Source organism: Micromonospora sp. NPDC003944 (genome assembly GCF_053605225.1).
Genome location: NZ_JBSGIV010000023.1, coordinates 37,199 through 51,849, shown reverse-complemented (window position 1 = coordinate 51,849; position 14,651 = coordinate 37,199). Strand labels below are relative to the sequence as shown.

Annotated in this window: 16 protein-coding genes; 15 read left to right on the top strand and 1 reads right to left on the bottom strand. The window is 68.9% G+C overall.

What is annotated here, in order from left to right; genetic code table 11:
• Window positions 1-32 precede the first annotated feature (32 nt).
• From ACWER9_RS14120 to ACWER9_RS14060, 13 genes are all read left to right on the top strand, one after another.
• A complete protein-coding gene (locus tag ACWER9_RS14120; protein WP_452302229.1) occupies window positions 33-1,322 on the top strand; it encodes a serine hydroxymethyltransferase in 1,290 nt (429 codons plus the stop codon).
• Complete coding sequence (locus ACWER9_RS14115; RefSeq protein WP_452302228.1) at window positions 1,315-1,740, top strand: hypothetical protein; 426 nt, start codon at window positions 1,315-1,317, stop codon at window positions 1,738-1,740. The genes ACWER9_RS14120 and ACWER9_RS14115 overlap by 8 nt, the downstream gene beginning before the upstream one ends.
• Window positions 1,741-1,922: 182 nt before the next feature.
• Entirely contained in the window at window positions 1,923-2,159 is a 237-nt protein-coding gene (locus ACWER9_RS14110; RefSeq protein WP_452302227.1) for an AtpZ/AtpI family protein, read from the top strand.
• Window positions 2,160-2,170: 11 nt separating this feature from the next.
• Entirely contained in the window at window positions 2,171-2,968 is a 798-nt protein-coding gene (gene atpB, locus ACWER9_RS14105) for a F0F1 ATP synthase subunit A (RefSeq protein ID WP_452302226.1), read from the top strand.
• Window positions 2,969-3,031: 63 nt separating this feature from the next.
• Window positions 3,032-3,259 carry an ATP synthase F0 subunit C gene (locus ACWER9_RS14100; protein ID WP_074314047.1) on the top strand — a complete coding sequence of 76 codons (228 nt, stop codon included), beginning with the start codon at window positions 3,032-3,034 and terminating at the stop codon, window positions 3,257-3,259.
• Between the two features lie 32 nt (window positions 3,260-3,291).
• The gene (locus ACWER9_RS14095; protein WP_452302258.1) at window positions 3,292-3,831 is read left to right on the top strand and encodes a F0F1 ATP synthase subunit B; all 540 of its coding nucleotides are present in this window, start codon (window positions 3,292-3,294) and stop codon (window positions 3,829-3,831) included.
• Window positions 3,831-4,652 carry a F0F1 ATP synthase subunit delta gene (locus ACWER9_RS14090; protein WP_452302225.1) on the top strand — a complete coding sequence of 274 codons (822 nt, stop codon included), beginning with the start codon at window positions 3,831-3,833 and terminating at the stop codon, window positions 4,650-4,652. Before ACWER9_RS14095 ends, ACWER9_RS14090 begins: the two co-directional genes overlap by 1 nt.
• A gap of 143 nt (window positions 4,653-4,795) precedes the next feature.
• The gene (gene atpA, locus ACWER9_RS14085) at window positions 4,796-6,448 is read left to right on the top strand and encodes a F0F1 ATP synthase subunit alpha (protein ID WP_452302224.1); all 1,653 of its coding nucleotides are present in this window, start codon (window positions 4,796-4,798) and stop codon (window positions 6,446-6,448) included.
• Between the two features lie 4 nt (window positions 6,449-6,452).
• Window positions 6,453-7,382, top strand: a complete 930-nt coding sequence (locus ACWER9_RS14080) for a F0F1 ATP synthase subunit gamma (RefSeq protein WP_452302223.1) — start codon at window positions 6,453-6,455, stop codon at window positions 7,380-7,382.
• A complete protein-coding gene (gene atpD, locus ACWER9_RS14075) occupies window positions 7,382-8,836 on the top strand; it encodes a F0F1 ATP synthase subunit beta (protein ID WP_452302222.1) in 1,455 nt (484 codons plus the stop codon). The genes ACWER9_RS14080 and atpD overlap by 1 nt, the downstream gene beginning before the upstream one ends.
• Before the next feature lie 225 nt (window positions 8,837-9,061).
• The gene (locus ACWER9_RS14070; protein ID WP_452302221.1) at window positions 9,062-10,204 is read left to right on the top strand and encodes an LCP family protein; all 1,143 of its coding nucleotides are present in this window, start codon (window positions 9,062-9,064) and stop codon (window positions 10,202-10,204) included.
• Window positions 10,205-10,292: 88 nt separating this feature from the next.
• The gene (locus ACWER9_RS14065; RefSeq protein ID WP_030333186.1) at window positions 10,293-10,574 is read left to right on the top strand and encodes a F0F1 ATP synthase subunit epsilon; all 282 of its coding nucleotides are present in this window, start codon (window positions 10,293-10,295) and stop codon (window positions 10,572-10,574) included.
• A 12-nt stretch (window positions 10,575-10,586) separates the two neighbouring features.
• A complete protein-coding gene (locus ACWER9_RS14060) occupies window positions 10,587-11,042 on the top strand; it encodes a DUF2550 domain-containing protein (RefSeq protein WP_452302220.1) in 456 nt (151 codons plus the stop codon).
• Window positions 11,043-11,705: 663 nt separating this feature from the next.
• On the opposite strand, the gene ACWER9_RS14055 is transcribed toward ACWER9_RS14060, so the two are convergent.
• A complete protein-coding gene (locus ACWER9_RS14055; RefSeq protein WP_452302219.1) occupies window positions 11,706-12,278 on the bottom strand; it encodes a cob(I)yrinic acid a,c-diamide adenosyltransferase in 573 nt (190 codons plus the stop codon).
• Here ACWER9_RS14055 and murA point away from each other — a divergent pair.
• Together murA and ACWER9_RS14045 are read left to right on the top strand one after the other, a co-directional pair.
• Entirely contained in the window at window positions 12,277-13,719 is a 1,443-nt protein-coding gene (gene murA / locus ACWER9_RS14050; RefSeq protein WP_452302218.1) for a UDP-N-acetylglucosamine 1-carboxyvinyltransferase, read from the top strand. The genes ACWER9_RS14055 and murA overlap by 2 nt on opposite strands.
• Before the next feature lie 81 nt (window positions 13,720-13,800).
• Window positions 13,801-14,649, top strand: coding sequence for a 3-hydroxyacyl-CoA dehydrogenase family protein (locus ACWER9_RS14045; RefSeq protein WP_452302217.1), 849 nt, complete (start codon window positions 13,801-13,803; stop codon window positions 14,647-14,649).
• Window positions 14,650-14,651: the final 2 nt, after the last annotated feature.

Below are 14,651 nucleotides of genomic sequence, written 5' to 3'. Positions count from 1 at the left end.
TCCCAGTGTGCGGCCCCCTAGACTCGTTCGCTGTGGAGACCGAGACGAGCACCTTCTGGGGGCCGGATTTCGCGCAGCTCAGGGCCGTTGACCCGGAGATCGCCGGGGTGGTCCTCGGTGAGTTGGACCGGTTGCGGAGCGGCCTGCAGCTCATCGCCAGCGAGAACCTGACCTCGCCGGCGGTGCTGGCGGCGCTCGGTTCGACGCTCACCAACAAGTACGCCGAGGGTTACCCGGGCCGGCGCTACTACGGCGGTTGTGCCGAGGTGGACCGGGCCGAGGAGATCGGCGTCGAGCGCGCCAAGGAGCTCTTCGGGGCGGAGCACGCCAACCTCCAGCCGCACTCCGGGGCAAGCGCCAACCTGGCCGCGTACGCCGCCCTGGTGCAGCCGGGCGACACCGTGCTGGCGATGGACCTGCCGCACGGCGGGCACCTCACCCACGGCAGCCGGGTGAACTTCTCCGGCAAGTGGTTCCACCCGGTCGGCTACCCGGTCCGGCCGGACACCGAGCTGATCGACTACGACGAGGTCCGGGACCTGGCGCGGGCGCACCGACCCAAGCTGATCATCTGTGGGGCGACCGCCTACCCGCGCCTGATCGACTTCGCGCGGTTCCGGGAGATCGCCGACGAGGTCGGCGCGTACCTGATGGTGGACGCCGCCCACTTCATCGGCCTGGTCGCCGGCCGGGCCATCCCGTCCCCGGTGCCGTACGCCGACGTCGTCTGCGCCACGACCCACAAGGTGCTGCGCGGGCCGCGTGGCGGCATGATCCTGTGCCGCGAGTCGCTGGCCCAGCGGATCGACAAGGCCGTCTTCCCGTTCACCCAGGGCGGCCCGCTGATGCACGCGGTCGCGGCCAAGGCGGTCGCGCTGCGCGAGGCCGCCCAGCCGGAGTTCCAGACGTACGCCCGGCAGGTGGTCAGCAACGCCCAGGCGCTCGCCGCCGGGCTCGCCGACGAGGGGATGCGCCCGGTCTCCGGTGGCACCGACACCCACCTCGCCCTGATCGACCTGCGGGAGCTGGGGGTGACCGGCACCGAGGCCGAGCGCCGCTGCGACGCCGCGTCAATCACCCTCAACAAGAACGCCATTCCGTACGACCCACAGCCCCCGATGGTGGCCTCCGGCATCCGGGTGGGCACCCCCAGCGTCACCACGCAGGGGATGCGCGAGGGGGAGTTGCGCCAGGTGGCCACCCTGATCGCCCGTGCGGTGCGCACCGATCCGGGGGCCCCGGGCGGGGCCGACGAGCTGACCCGGCTCGGTGCCGAGGTCTCCGAGCTGGTCGCGGCGTTCCCGGCGTACCCCCGTGGCTGAGCCCGGGGTGGTCGAGCCGGACAGTGACCGGCGGTGGCGGCTGCGGCACCTGCCGGTGCTGTTGGCCGCGTCGGCGGCGCTCGCCGTGGTCGCCGCGGTGGTGGGCGCGGTGACCGGCGGCGCGACGGCTGCGCTCGGCGCGGCGGCCGGCGTGGGCGTCACGGTGCTCAGCTACACCCTCACCACCGTGGTCCTGGCCCGGGCCGACCAGGTGAACCCGCAGTTGCTGCTGCCGCTCGGGGTGGGCCTGTACGTGCTGAAGTTCAGCGTGCTGGGTGGGGTGCTGGTGGCGGTCGCGTCGACCGGCTGGCCCGGATTGATCCCTCTCTGCCTCGGCATCGTCGCCGGGGTGGCAGTGTGGACGGCGGTGCACCTCTGGTGGCTGACCACGGTGCACGCCCGTCGGACGCACGACTGACCTGGCGGGTCGTCCCATCTTTCGGACGCGCGGCAATGTGTCGGCCTCCGGTCATTTTCCGACGGGCGGAAGGGGAGTAGCGTGCCCACAGACGACGGCGCCCACGAGAAGCCCACACAACGACGGTTGTGCGGGGGGTGAGGCACAGCCTCGTCTTCCCGGCTGATATCGTTCGCCCCGTCATGGCTGGTGACCAAACCCCCCGTCCCGCCGGTGAACCGGACGATTATCCGTCCGGCGCCGGTCAGGGTTGGACCGCGCTCAGCTACCTCGTCGGAGGCATGCTCGTGTGGGGTTTCATCGGCTGGCTGGTCGACCAGTGGCTCGATACAGGTGGCGTCGCCACCGGGATCGGCGTCGTGCTCGGCGTGACCGGGGGGATCATCCTCGTCGTCCGTCGGCTCGGCACGCCTACTTAGGAAGGGACACGGTGTTCGGACAGGCGAACGTTCTGGCAGCGGGCCAGGCGGCATTCCCACCCAGCGTGGACGACTTCTACCTGCCCGCGATCGTGCCCTGGGGCGCGGAGAACGCCCCGTGGTTCACCAAGTTCACGCTGATGATCTGGATCGCGGTCGGCTTTCTGATCATCTTCTTCCTGGCGACCTATCGGAACCCTCAGTTGGTGCCGACCAAGAAGCAGTGGTTCGCCGAGTCGATCTACGGCTTCGTGCGCAACAACATCGCGGTCGACATGATCGGTCACCAGGGCGTGCGGTTCGCCCCCTACTTCACGACGCTGTTCTGCTTCGTGCTGGTGACGAACGCGTTCGCGATCATTCCGTTCTTCCAGATCTCGCCGAACTCGCACATCGCCTTCCCGGCGATCCTCGCGGTGATCAGCTACGTGCTGTTCAACTACATCGGCATCCGGCACCACGGTTTTGGCAAATACTTCAAGCACGCCCTGATCCCGCCGGCACCGTGGTACATCCTGCCGCTGCTGATCCCGATCGAGGCGTTCTCGACCTTCATCATCCGGCCGTTCTCGCTTGCCGTCCGTCTCTTCGCGAACATGTTCGCCGGCCACATGCTCCTGCTGGTCTTCACGCTCGGCGGCTTCGCGATGCTCAACGCCAACGTCTGGCTGGCGCCGATCTCGGTGGTCTCCTGGGTGATGACAGTGGCGCTGACCCTCCTCGAGGCGCTTGTCATCGTGTTGCAGGCCTACGTCTTCACCGTGCTGAGCGCCAGCTACATCCAGGGTGCGCTCGCCGAAGAGCACTGATCCACGCACCAACCGTTGTCGTCCCGCGTGAGAGTCACGCGTGATAACCAGGAGGAACCACTAATGGATTACGTCGCCGCGGTAGAGGGCAGCACCGCCGCCATCGGCTACGGCCTCGCGGCCATCGGCCCGGGCATCGGCGTTGGCCTGGTCTTCGCCGCCTACATCCAGTCGACCGCCCGGCAGCCCGAGTCGTCGCGCATGACCCTGCCGTACGTCTGGATCGGCTTCGCCGTCATCGAGGCGCTCGCGCTGTTCGGCATCGCCTTCGGCTTCATCTGGGCCGGCTGATTCCGCCCCTTCCGACCGGGAGGTCACCCATGTTGTTCCTCCTCGCCGCCGAGGGTGGTGAGTCAGAGCACAACCCGATCATTCCGATCCCGCAGGAGATCGCGGTCGGCATCGTCGCCTTCGCCGTGCTCTGCTTCGTGCTGATGAAGTTCGTCTTCCCGCGCATGGAGCAGACCTTCCAGGCTCGGGTCGACGCGATCGAGGGCGGCATCAAGCGCGCCGAGGCCGCCCAGGCCGAGGCGAACCAGCTGCTCGAGCAGTACCGTGCCCAGCTCGCCGAGGCCCGGACCGACGCCGCCAAGATCCGTGACGACGCTCGGGCCGACGCCGAGGGCATCCGGCAGGACATCCTCGCCAAGGCGCGGGAGGAGTCCGACCGGGTCATCCAGGCGGGCAAGGACGCGCTCGCCGCCGAGCGGGCCACCATCGTGCGCGAGCTGCGCGCGGAGGTCGGCACGATCGCGGTGGACCTGGCCAGCAAGATCGTTGGCGAGTCGCTTGCCGACGAGGCGCGGCGCAAGGGCACCGTCGACCGGTTCCTGAGCGGTCTCGAGAGCACGGGGGCCCGCTGATGCAGGCCGCCAGCCGGGAGTCGTACAAGGTCGCGGCCGAGCGCCTCGACGCGTACGTCCGCGGCGCGGAGCCGTCGGCGGTGGCCTCCACCGCCGACGCCATCCTCTCCGTGGCGACCCTGCTGCGGCGTGAGCCGCGGCTGCGCCGGGCGCTCTCCGAGCCGGCCCGCTCCGGCGAGGACCGCGGCGCGCTGCTCGGCGACATGCTTGGCGGGCGGATCGGCGCGGACGCGCTCGACCTGCTCGTGACGCTGGTCTCCGGCCGCTGGTCGGCACCGTCGGAGTTGCTCGACGGCACCGAGCGGCTGGGCGTGGAGGCGCTGCTGGCCAGCGCCGACTCCGCCGGTGAGCTGGGCGAGGTCGAGGACGAGCTGTTCCGCTTCGGTCAGGTCGTCTCCGGTCAGTCGGCACTGAGCAACGCGCTCGCCGACCCGGTCGCCCCGGTCGAGCAGCGGGCCACCCTGGCCCGCGAGCTGCTCGCCGACAAGGCCCGCCCGGTCACCGTCCGCCTCGTCGAGGCAGCGCTCGGCGGGTTCGGGGGACGTTCCTTCAGCGGAGCGCTCACCCGACTGGTCGAGCTCGCCGCCGACCGGCGTGACCGGCAGGTGGCGTACGTGACCGTCGCGGCCCCGTTGAGTGACGAGGACGAGCGTCGGCTGGGTGCGAGCCTCACCGCGATATACGGTCGAGAGGTGTCCGTCAAGCAGACGGTCGACCCCGCCGTTCTCGGTGGCGTGAGCGTCCGGGTCGGTTCCGACCTGTACGACGGCACCATCCTGCGCCGCCTCAACGAGACCCGCAACGCTCTCGCGAAGCGCTGAACGGCTTCGCCGCCCAGCAATGCGGTGGTTCCGCCGCCGCACCGTTGGGGCGGCTCCGCCGCCGCAGCGCCCGGATTGACAGACGCCATTCGGACCGGTTGGTACTAGGTATCCCGGGCCCCTGAATTTTAAGGAAGCAGAGGATGGCCGAGCTGACCATCTCGACGGAGGAGATCCGCGGCGCCCTGGAGCGCTACGTCTCCTCCTACTCGTCCGACGTCTCCCGCGAGGAGGTCGGCACCGTCGCCGACACCGGCGACGGTATCGCCCACGTCGAGGGCCTGCCCTCGACCAAGACCAACGAGCTCTTGGAGTTCGAGGACGGCACGCTCGGCGTGGCACTGAACCTCGACGTCCGGGAGATCGGCGTCGTCGTGCTCGGTGACTCCGCCAAGCTGGAGGAGGGGCAGCGGGTCAAGCGCACCGACCGCGTCCTCTCGGTTCCGGTGGGCGACGCCTTCCTCGGCCGCGTGGTCAACGCGCTCGGCCAGCCGATCGACGGGCTCGGCGACATCGCCGACGAGGGCTACCGCGAGCTGGAGCTGCAGGCTCCGAACGTGATGTCCCGGCAGTCGGTGTTCGAGCCGCTGCAGACCGGCATCAAGGCCATCGACGCGATGACCCCGGTCGGTCGCGGTCAGCGGCAGCTGATCATCGGTGACCGGAAGACCGGTAAGACCACGGTCGCCCTGGACGCCATCCTCAACCAGCGGGACAACTGGCGCACCGGCGACCCGAAGAAGCAGGTCCGCTGCATCTACGTCGCCATCGGCCAGAAGGCCTCCACCATCGCCTCGATCAAGGGGCAGCTGGAGGAGGCGGGCGCGATGGAGTACACCACCATCGTCGCCTCGCCGGCGTCCGACCCGGCCGGCTTCAAGTACCTGGCCCCGTACACCGGCTCGTCCATCGGGCAGCACTGGATGTACGGCGGCAAGCACGTCCTGATCGTCTTCGACGACCTGAGCAAGCAGGCCGAGGCGTACCGCGCCGTGTCCCTGCTGCTGCGTCGCCCGCCGGGCCGTGAGGCGTACCCGGGTGACGTCTTCTACCTGCACTCCCGCCTGCTGGAGCGCTGCGCGAAGCTCTCCGACGAGTTGGGTGGCGGCTCGATGACCGGTCTGCCGATCATCGAGACGAAGGCCAACGACATCTCGGCGTTCATCCCGACCAACGTCATCTCGATCACCGACGGCCAGATCTTCCTGGAGACCGACCTGTTCAACCAGGGCGTCCGTCCGGCGATCAACGTCGGCACCTCGGTCTCCCGGGTTGGCGGCGCGGCGCAGGTGAAGCCGATGAAGAAGGTCGCCGGCTCGCTGCGGCTCAATCTGGCCCAGTACCGCGAGCTGGAGGCGTTCGCCGCCTTCGCCTCCGACCTGGACCGGGCCTCCCGGGCCCAGCTGGACCGCGGTTCGCGCCTGGTCGAGCTGCTCAAGCAGCCGAACTACTCCCCGTACCCGGTGCAGGAGCAGGTCGTCTCGGTCTGGGCCGGCACCGAGGGCAAGCTGGACGACATCCCGGTGGGTGAGGTTCGGCGCTTCGAGTCGGAGTTCCTCCAGTACCTGCGTCACAAGCACCAGGGTGTGCTGGCCGGCATCGCCGACAACCAGTGGAACGACGAGATCATCGGCTCCCTGGACAGCGCCATCGCCGAGTTCAAGCAGGTCTTCCTCGGCAAGGAGGACGAGCGCAAGATCAACGACGCGCCGGCCGCTCCGCTCGAGGGCGACGAGAACCGCGAGACGGTGACCCGCTTCCGCGACGGCGCGACCGACCGCCCGGCCGAGAGCTGATCCCATGGCGGCCCAGGTACGCGTTCTTCGTCAACGAATCCGCTCGGCGAAGTCGATGAAGAAGATCACCAAGGCGATGGAGCTCGTGGCGACGAGCCGGATCGCCAAGGCCCAGGCCCGGGTGCAGGCGTCCCTGCCGTACGCCCAGGCCATCACCGGCGTGCTCACGGCGCTGGCGTCCAACGCGCGGATCGACCACCCGCTGCTCACCCCGCGCGAGCGGGTGCGGCGGGCGGGCGTCCTGTTGGTCACCAGCGACCGTGGCCTGGCCGGCGGCTACAGCTCCAACGCGATCAGGATGGCCGAGTCGCTCATCGCGCGGCTCAAGGCGGACGGCAAGGAGCCGGTGCTCTACGTCATCGGGCGTAAGGGCGTCGGGTTCTACCGGTTCCGGGACCGGCCGATCGAGGCGAACTGGACCGGCTTCAGCGAGCAGCCGTCGTTCGAGGACGCCCGTACCGTCGGTGAGACGCTGATCAAGGCGTTCACCGCGGGTGCGGACGACGTCGACGGCGGCGCCGGAGCGGACGGGGTGCTCGGCGTCGACGAGTTGCACATCGTCTACACCGAGTTCAAGTCGCTGATGACGCAGAACCCGGTCACCAAGGTCATCGGTCCGATGCAGGTCGAGGACCGGCCGCGCTCCGAGGGGCTGCTGCCGGCGTACGAGTTCGAGCCGGAGGCGGAGGCGCTGCTCGACGCGCTCCTGCCGAGGTACATCAACACGCGGATCTACGCGGCATTGATCGAGTCGGCGGCGAGTGAGTCGGCGGCACGGCGGCGGGCGATGAAGAGCGCCACCGACAACGCCGAAGAGATGATCGAGAAGTACACGCGTGAGATGAACTCGGCCCGCCAGGCCGGCATCACCCAGGAGATCAGCGAGATCGTCGGCGGCGCCAACGCGCTGGCCGCGTCGGGAAGTGAAGTGTGATGACTGTATCGACTGCGGCTGGTGGACCAGCCGAGACCAAGACGGCCACGGGTCGCGTGGTCCGGGTCATCGGCCCGGTCGTCGACGCCGAGTTCCCGCGCGACGCCATGCCGGCCCTGTTCAACGCCCTGAACGTCACCGTGAGCCTGTCCGGCGGTGACAAGACGCTGACCCTGGAGGTCGCCCAGCACCTGGGTGACAACCTGGTCCGCGCCATCTCGATGCAGCCGACGGACGGTCTCGTCCGCGGCGCGGAGGTACGTGACTCCGGCTCGCCGATCACCGTCCCGGTGGGCGACGCGGTCAAGGGTCACGTGTTCAACGCGATCGGCGAGGTGCTCAACCTCAAAGAGGGCGAGACGCTGACCCCGGACGACCACTGGGGTATCCACCGCAAGGCCCCGGCCTTCGCGGACCTGGAGCCGAAGACCGAGATGCTGGAGACCGGCATCAAGGTCATCGACCTGCTCGCCCCGTACGTCAAGGGCGGCAAGATCGGCCTGTTCGGTGGCGCGGGCGTGGGCAAGACGGTGCTCATCCAGGAGATGATCACCCGGGTTGCCCGTAACTTCGGTGGTACCTCGGTCTTCGCCGGCGTGGGTGAGCGCACCCGTGAGGGCAACGACCTCATCGCCGAGATGACCGAGTCCGGCGTCATCGACAAGACCGCGCTGGTCTACGGCCAGATGGACGAGCCGCCGGGCACCCGGCTGCGGGTGGCGCTCTCCGCGCTGACCATGGCGGAGTACTTCCGCGACGTGAAGAAGCAGGAGGTGCTGCTCTTCATCGACAACATCTTCCGCTTCACCCAGGCCGGCTCGGAGGTCTCCACCCTGCTCGGGCGTATGCCGAGCGCGGTGGGCTACCAGCCGACCCTGGCCGACGAGATGGGCGAGCTCCAGGAGCGGATCACCTCCGTCCGGGGCCAGGCCATCACCTCCATGCAGGCGATCTACGTGCCGGCGGACGACTACACCGACCCCGCTCCGGCCACCACGTTCGCCCACCTGGACGCGACCACCAACCTGGAGCGGTCGATCTCCGACAAGGGCATCTACCCGGCGGTGGACCCGCTGGCGTCCTCGTCCCGGATCCTCGCCCCGGAGTTCGTCGGCCCCGACCACTTCCAGGTCGCCACCGAGGTGAAGCGGATCCTGCAGCGCTACAAGGACCTGCAGGACATCATCGCCATCCTCGGCATCGAGGAGCTCTCCGAGGAAGACAAGATCACCGTGGCCCGGGCCCGGCGGATCGAGCGCTTCCTCTCGCAGAACACCTACGCGGCGGAGCAGTTCACCGGCGTGCCGGGCTCGACGGTTCCGATCAAGGAGACCATCGAGGCGTTCCGTAAGATCAGCGAGGGTGAGTACGATCACTTCCCCGAGCAGGCGTTCTTCATGTGCGGCGGTCTCGAGGACCTGGAGCGCAAGGCTGAGGAGCTGATGAAGGCCTGATCCTGCCCTCATCCGATCTGTAGCAAAAAGACTGCCCCGGCCATGCCGGGGCAGTCTTTTGTTCATGTTCGCGCCTTACCATCGTCGCGGTCCGTTACTCGTGGTCGTCTCTCCTGAGACTCCCGAGCTACGGTCGATCCGCGCGCTCACCTGAACGAGCGTTGATCTTTGCAACCTTTCGACGACGTGCGCCCGTCTTTCTCGTCGTGGGCGTAACGAACGGAGATGCTCGTGGGTAAGGCCGGCAAGAGTGGCCGCAAGCCGTCCATCTGGCGGGGTGTGCCGCGGTGGGCCAGGATCTGCACGGTGTTCGGCACCGTGCTGACCGTGCTCAGCGGCGGCGTGCTGGTCAGCGCCGAGGTGCTGATGGCCCGCTACGAGGGGTCCGTCGGCAAGGCCGACCTCTTCGGCGACCAGGCGGCGGGTGCCCAGGCGAAGAAGAGCGAGATCAAGGGGCCGCTCAACATCCTGCTCGTCGGCATCGACCCCCGTACGCCGACGGCCGCGCCACTTGCCGACTCGATCATGGTGCTGCACGTGCCGGCGTCGATGGACCGGGCCTACCTGTTCTCGTTGCCTCGTGACCTCTACGTGCACATCCCAGAGTTCAAGAAGGCCAACTTCCCGGGCGAGACCACGAAGATCAATGCCGCGATGTCGTTCGGCAGCAAGGTGCCGGGGGCCAACCCCGACGCGGCGCGGGGCTTCGAGTTGCTGGCCAGCACCGTGCAGAAGGTCACCGGCATCAAGCGATTCGACGCCGGGGCGATCATCAACTTCACCGGTTTCCAGAAGATCGTGGACGCCATGGGTGGGGTCGACATGTACATCGAGCGGGACGTGAAGTCCGAGCACAAGCAGCCGGACGGCAAGCCGCGGCCGGGCAACACCCGCGGCGAGGGCTACGTCGGCCCGCAGGCGGTCTACAAGAAGGGCAACCGGCACCTGAGTGGGTGGCAGGCGCTGGACTACGTCCGGCAGCGCTACCCGAAGAACGGCGTACCGGATTCCGACTACGGTCGGCAGCGCCACCAGCAGCAGTTCGTCAAGGCCATGGTCGGCCAGGCGTTCAGCGCCGACGTGGTGTCCAACCCGATCAAGCTGGACAAGGTGCTCCGCGCCGCCGGCCAGTCACTGATCTTCAACGGGCGGGGCAACAGTGTGGTCGACTTCGGGCTCGCCCTGAAGGACATCCGCCCCAACACCATCGAGATGATCAAACTGCCCGGTGGTGGCGTCTTCGAGGGCAAGAGGTACCTGGGCGAACAGTTCCAGGAGGGGGTCCCGGACTTCTTCACCGCCCTGCACAACGAGCAACTCGACCCGTTCCTGCTCGAGCACCCGGAATTCGTGAACAAGGCCAAGTAGCCCGGCCGGCGTTGTCGCCACCCGCGTTGGGCGCGCCGTATCGTCAGGCTAGACTTTCGGCAATCCGTAGCCGCAGCAAGGAGACAGCGTGGCACAGCAGCTTCACGTCGAGCTCGTCGCCGTCGAGGAGAAGGTCTGGTCCGGTGACGCCGAGATGGTCGTCGCCCGGACGACCGAGGGCGAGCTCGGTGTCCTGCCGGGGCACGCGCCGCTTCTCGGCCAGCTCGCCGAGCCCGGTCAGGTGCGCATCAAGCTCGCTGGCGGCGAGCAGGTCGCCTACGAGGTGGCCGGCGGCTTCCTCTCGGTGAGCGCCGACGGTGTCACCGTGCTTGCCGAGAGCGCAACCCCGGTCTCCGCGCAGAGCCGCTGAGCCACACCGGGGATGGAGATCGTCGAAGGATTCGGGATCGGCGTCGTCGTCATCCTCGGCGCGCTTCTGATCCTCTTCGTCCGGCGAGCTCTGGTCACCCGTAGCGGTGGCATCATCCGGCTCAGCGTCCGGGTCTCCACCATGCTCGACGGGCGGGGCTGGTCGCCCGGCTTCGGCCGGTTCGCCGGCGACGAACTGCGCTGGTACCGGATGTTCAGCTTCGCGATCCGGCCCAAGCGGGTGCTCTCCCGTAAAGGGCTGGCAGTGGAACGCCGCAGGTTGCCCGAAGGTCAGGAACGGTTCTCCATGCCGGCCGACTGGGTGATCCTCCGCTGTACCAGTCACCACGCACCGGTGGAGATCGCCATGGCGCGATCGACCGTTACCGGCTTCCTCTCCTGGCTCGAGGCCGCCCCTCCGGGGGCGGTCTCGCCGCGTGTGGCCTCCCAGGACTGGCCCGCTGCCTGACCGGCTCGTCCGGGGTTGCTCTTGCTTTCCGTGGTCGGTTCTTGGGTTCCGTGGTGGCTCTGGGGTCCGTGGTGGCTCTGGGGTCCGTGGTCGCTCTGGGGTCCGTGGTCGCTCTGGGGTCCGTGGTTGCTCTTGTGGGTTTCCGGGGGAGCCCGCCCGGCTCCGGGCGGTCAGGCTTGATCCCTGCGCCGGGCGGGCTCCCCCGGAAACCCTGACGTTGCCGCTGTGCGTCGGTCCGGCATGGTCTCTGATCATCTGCCGTTACCTGTGCAGTCGGGTCTTGCCTTCCTGGCGGACGGAGCGGCGGGGCAGCGTGGTCTGCTCGCGGGGCAGCGTGATCGACTTCGGGTTTACGGGAGTCGGGGTGTCTTGATGGTCAGGATGGGCCGACTTCAAGGAACCCAAGTTGATCTCGGCCAGGCCAGGCCAGGCCAGGCCAGGCGGCTGGCCCCGCCCCCCCGTCCCGTCCCGACCCGTCCCGTCCCGGACCATCCTGCCCGCTTGTCGGGGCCGTGTGGTCTGGCCGGGTCTGTCGGGCCCTCGACCGTCAGCAGAGGCCCTCGGTCTTGCGGGGGGCCGCTGTACGGACGAGTCAGCCGTGGCTACGCGTGGTGGCGGGCAGAGTGGGAACCCAGACCTCGACGTGGTGCGGAGCGCCGACGTTCAGCGCTTGCCGCCCGGCACCCATAGCACGTCTCCTGCCGGATTTGCCGTTCTTGACAGGATAAAGAGCAGATCGGAGAGCCGGTTGAGATACTTTGCCGGGAGCGTGCTGGTTCGTTCCGGATCGTGGCTGACCAGCGCCCACGCTGCCCGTTCGGCCCGCCGGGCGACGGTTCGCGCCACGTGCAGCAGTGCCGCGCCAGCGGTGCCGCCCGGGAGGATGAAGGAGTCGAGCTTGCTCAGGCGTGCGTTGTACTCGTCGCACCAGCCCTCCAGGCGCTCGACGTACTCCTCCGTCACCCGCAGCGGCGGGTACTTCGGCTCCGGCTCGACCGGGGTGGACAGGTCGGCGCCGACGTCGAACAGGTCGTTCTGCACCGACCCCAGCACGCCGCGAAGTTCCTCGTTGAGGTTTCCCAGCGCGAGCGCCACGCCGATCGCCGCGTTGCACTCGTCGACATCCGCGTACGCGGCGATCCGTGGATCGGTCTTCGGCACCTGCTCGTTGTTGCTCAGCCTGGTCATGCCGGCGTCGCCGGCCTTGGTGTAGATGCGCGTGAGGTGGACGGCCATGACGCACAGCCTACGGATTCCCGACCTGACGATCCCGGCGCGGCCGGACAGCAGCCCCGGTTGGCCGGTGGTGGTGGGCCCCGGCGACGCCGGCGATCCGGCGGTCAACGACGTCGACGTCATCCGGGTCCGCGGTGACGCCAGACTGGCGGGCACCGTGCACGTGGTCGGTGCCAAGAACTCGGCGTTGAAGTTGATGGCCGCCGCCTTGCTCGCGCCCGGCCGCAGTGTGATTACCAACGTTCCCCGGATCACCGACATCGCCATCATGGGGGAGGTGCTGCGCCGGCTGGGCTGCGACGTCCAGTTCGACGCGGACGACCCGGTCGACCCGATGGTCGCTCGTGGCGGCGTGGCCCGGTCCCGGTCGGTGACGATCGACGTACCCGAGCAGCCGGGCGCGGAGGCCGACTACGACCTGGTCCGACGGTTGCGGGCCTCGATCTGCGTGCTCGGCCCGCTGCTGGCCCGTCGGGGGTACGTGCGGGTGGCCCATCCCGGCGGCGATGCGATCGGGTCGCGGGGGTTGGACATGCACATCTCCGGGCTGACCCGGATGGGCGCGGAGATCTCCGGTGAGCACGGTTTCGTCATCGCGTCCGCCCCGCACGGGCTGCGCGGCGCGGACATCGTGCTGGACTTCCCGAGCGTCGGCGCGACCGAGAACCTGGTGATGGCGGCCGTGCTGGCCCAGGGGACCACGATGATCGACAACGCGGCGCGGGAGCCGGAGATCGTCGACATCTGCACGATGCTCAGCCAGATGGGCGCGCGGATCTCCGGCGCGGGCACGTCCACGTTGCGGATCACCGGCGTGCCCGGCCTGCGTCCGGTACGCCACGCCACGGTGGGGGACCGGATCGTCGCCGGCACCTGGGCTTTCGGCGCGGCGATGACCAGGGGCGACGTGACGGTGACCGGTCTGGACCCGGCGTACCTGGAGGTCGCGCTGGACAAGGTGGTCGCGGCCGGCGGCCTGGTGGAGACCCGCGGGGACGGCTTCCGGGTACGGATGGACGAGCGGCCCCGGGCGGTGGACGTGGTGACGTTGCCGTACCCCGGCTTCGCCACCGACCTGCTGCCGATGGCGATCGGGCTGGCCGCAGTCAGCGACGGCGCCTCGCTGATCACCGAGAACATCTTCGACGGCCGGTTCATGTTCGCCAACGAGATGATGCGGCTCGGCGCGGACATCAAGACCGATGGGCACCACGCGGTGGTCCGTGGACGGGATCGGCTCTCCGGCGCCCCGGTGCAGGCGACCGACATCCGCGCCGGCGCGGGGCTGATCATCGCCGGTCTCTGCGCGCAGGGGGTCACCGAGGTGTCGCACGTGCACCACGTGGATCGGGGTTACCCGGACTTCGTGGCCGACCTTCGTGCGCTCGGGGTGGCGGTCGAGCGGGGCACCACGCCCGAGGAACCGGCACTGGAGATCTGAACCCCGACCGCCGCTTAGTCATCGTTCAGGCTCGCCGACTAGGGTGCAGACAGGCACTCAATCGCAGCGAGGGAGAAGCAGATGGCGGGTCGACTCGCGGTCGTCGGGGCCGGGTTGATGGGTTCCGGCATCGCCCAGGTGGCGGCGCAGGCGGGCTGGCAGGTGACGCTGCGCGACCTGGACGACGCGGCCACCACCCGTGGGCTCGGCGGCATCCGGAAGTCGTTGGAGAAGTTCGCCGAGAAGGGCAAGATCGAGGCGTCCGAGGTCGAGGCGACGCTGGCCCGGATCACCCCCACCACCGACCTGGAGGCGGCGGCGGACGCGGACATCGTGGTCGAGGCGGTCTTCGAGCGGCTGGAGATCAAGCACGAGGTGTTCCGCGCCCTGGACAAGATCTGCAAGTCGGACGCGGTGCTCGCCACCAACACCTCGGCCATTCCGGTCACCCAGATCGCCGCGGTGACCGAGCGGCCCGAGGCGGTCGTCGGCACCCACTTCTTCTCTCCGGTGCCGATGATGCAGCTCTGCGAGCTGGTGCGCGGCTACAAGACAAGCGATGCGGCGCTCGACACCGCGCGGGCCTTCGCCGAGGAGATCGGCAAGACGGTGGTGGTCGTCAACCGGGACATCGCCGGCTTCGTCACCACCCGGTTGATCTCCGCACTGGTGATGGAGGCCGTCAAGCTGGTCGAGTCCGGCGTGGTGTCCGCCGAGGACCTGGACACGGCCTGCCGGCTGGGCTTCGGGCACGCGATGGGCCCGCTTGCCACCACCGACCTGACCGGCGTGGACGTGCTGCTGCACGCCTCGAAGAACATCTACACCGACACGGCCGACGAGAAGTTCTTCCCGCCGGAGCTGCTCCAGCGGATGGTCACGGCGGGCGACCTGGGCCGCAAGACCGGCAAGGGTTTCTACACCTACTGAGA

What these genes read in the sequence shown, in the direction of transcription:
- atpA (WP_452302224.1), top strand. Translation starts at nt 4,796, where the DNA reads ATGGCCGAGCTGACCATCTCGACGGAGGAGATCCGCGGCGCCCTGGAG.
- ACWER9_RS14060 (WP_452302220.1), top strand. Translation starts at nt 10,587, where the DNA reads ATGGAGATCGTCGAAGGATTCGGGATCGGCGTCGTCGTCATCCTCGGC.
- ACWER9_RS14055 (WP_452302219.1), bottom strand. Translation starts at nt 12,278, where the DNA reads ATGGCCGTCCACCTCACGCGCATCTACACCAAGGCCGGCGACGCCGGC.
- atpD (WP_452302222.1), top strand. Translation starts at nt 7,382, where the DNA reads ATGACTGTATCGACTGCGGCTGGTGGACCAGCCGAGACCAAGACGGCC.
- ACWER9_RS14070 (WP_452302221.1), top strand. Translation starts at nt 9,062, where the DNA reads ATGCTCGTGGGTAAGGCCGGCAAGAGTGGCCGCAAGCCGTCCATCTGG.
- ACWER9_RS14110 (WP_452302227.1), top strand. Translation starts at nt 1,923, where the DNA reads ATGGCTGGTGACCAAACCCCCCGTCCCGCCGGTGAACCGGACGATTAT.
- ACWER9_RS14080 (WP_452302223.1), top strand. Translation starts at nt 6,453, where the DNA reads ATGGCGGCCCAGGTACGCGTTCTTCGTCAACGAATCCGCTCGGCGAAG.
- ACWER9_RS14045 (WP_452302217.1), top strand. Translation starts at nt 13,801, where the DNA reads ATGGCGGGTCGACTCGCGGTCGTCGGGGCCGGGTTGATGGGTTCCGGC.
- ACWER9_RS14100 (WP_074314047.1), top strand. Translation starts at nt 3,032, where the DNA reads ATGGATTACGTCGCCGCGGTAGAGGGCAGCACCGCCGCCATCGGCTAC.
- ACWER9_RS14090 (WP_452302225.1), top strand. Translation starts at nt 3,831, where the DNA reads ATGCAGGCCGCCAGCCGGGAGTCGTACAAGGTCGCGGCCGAGCGCCTC.
- murA (WP_452302218.1), top strand. Translation starts at nt 12,277, where the DNA reads ATGACGCACAGCCTACGGATTCCCGACCTGACGATCCCGGCGCGGCCG.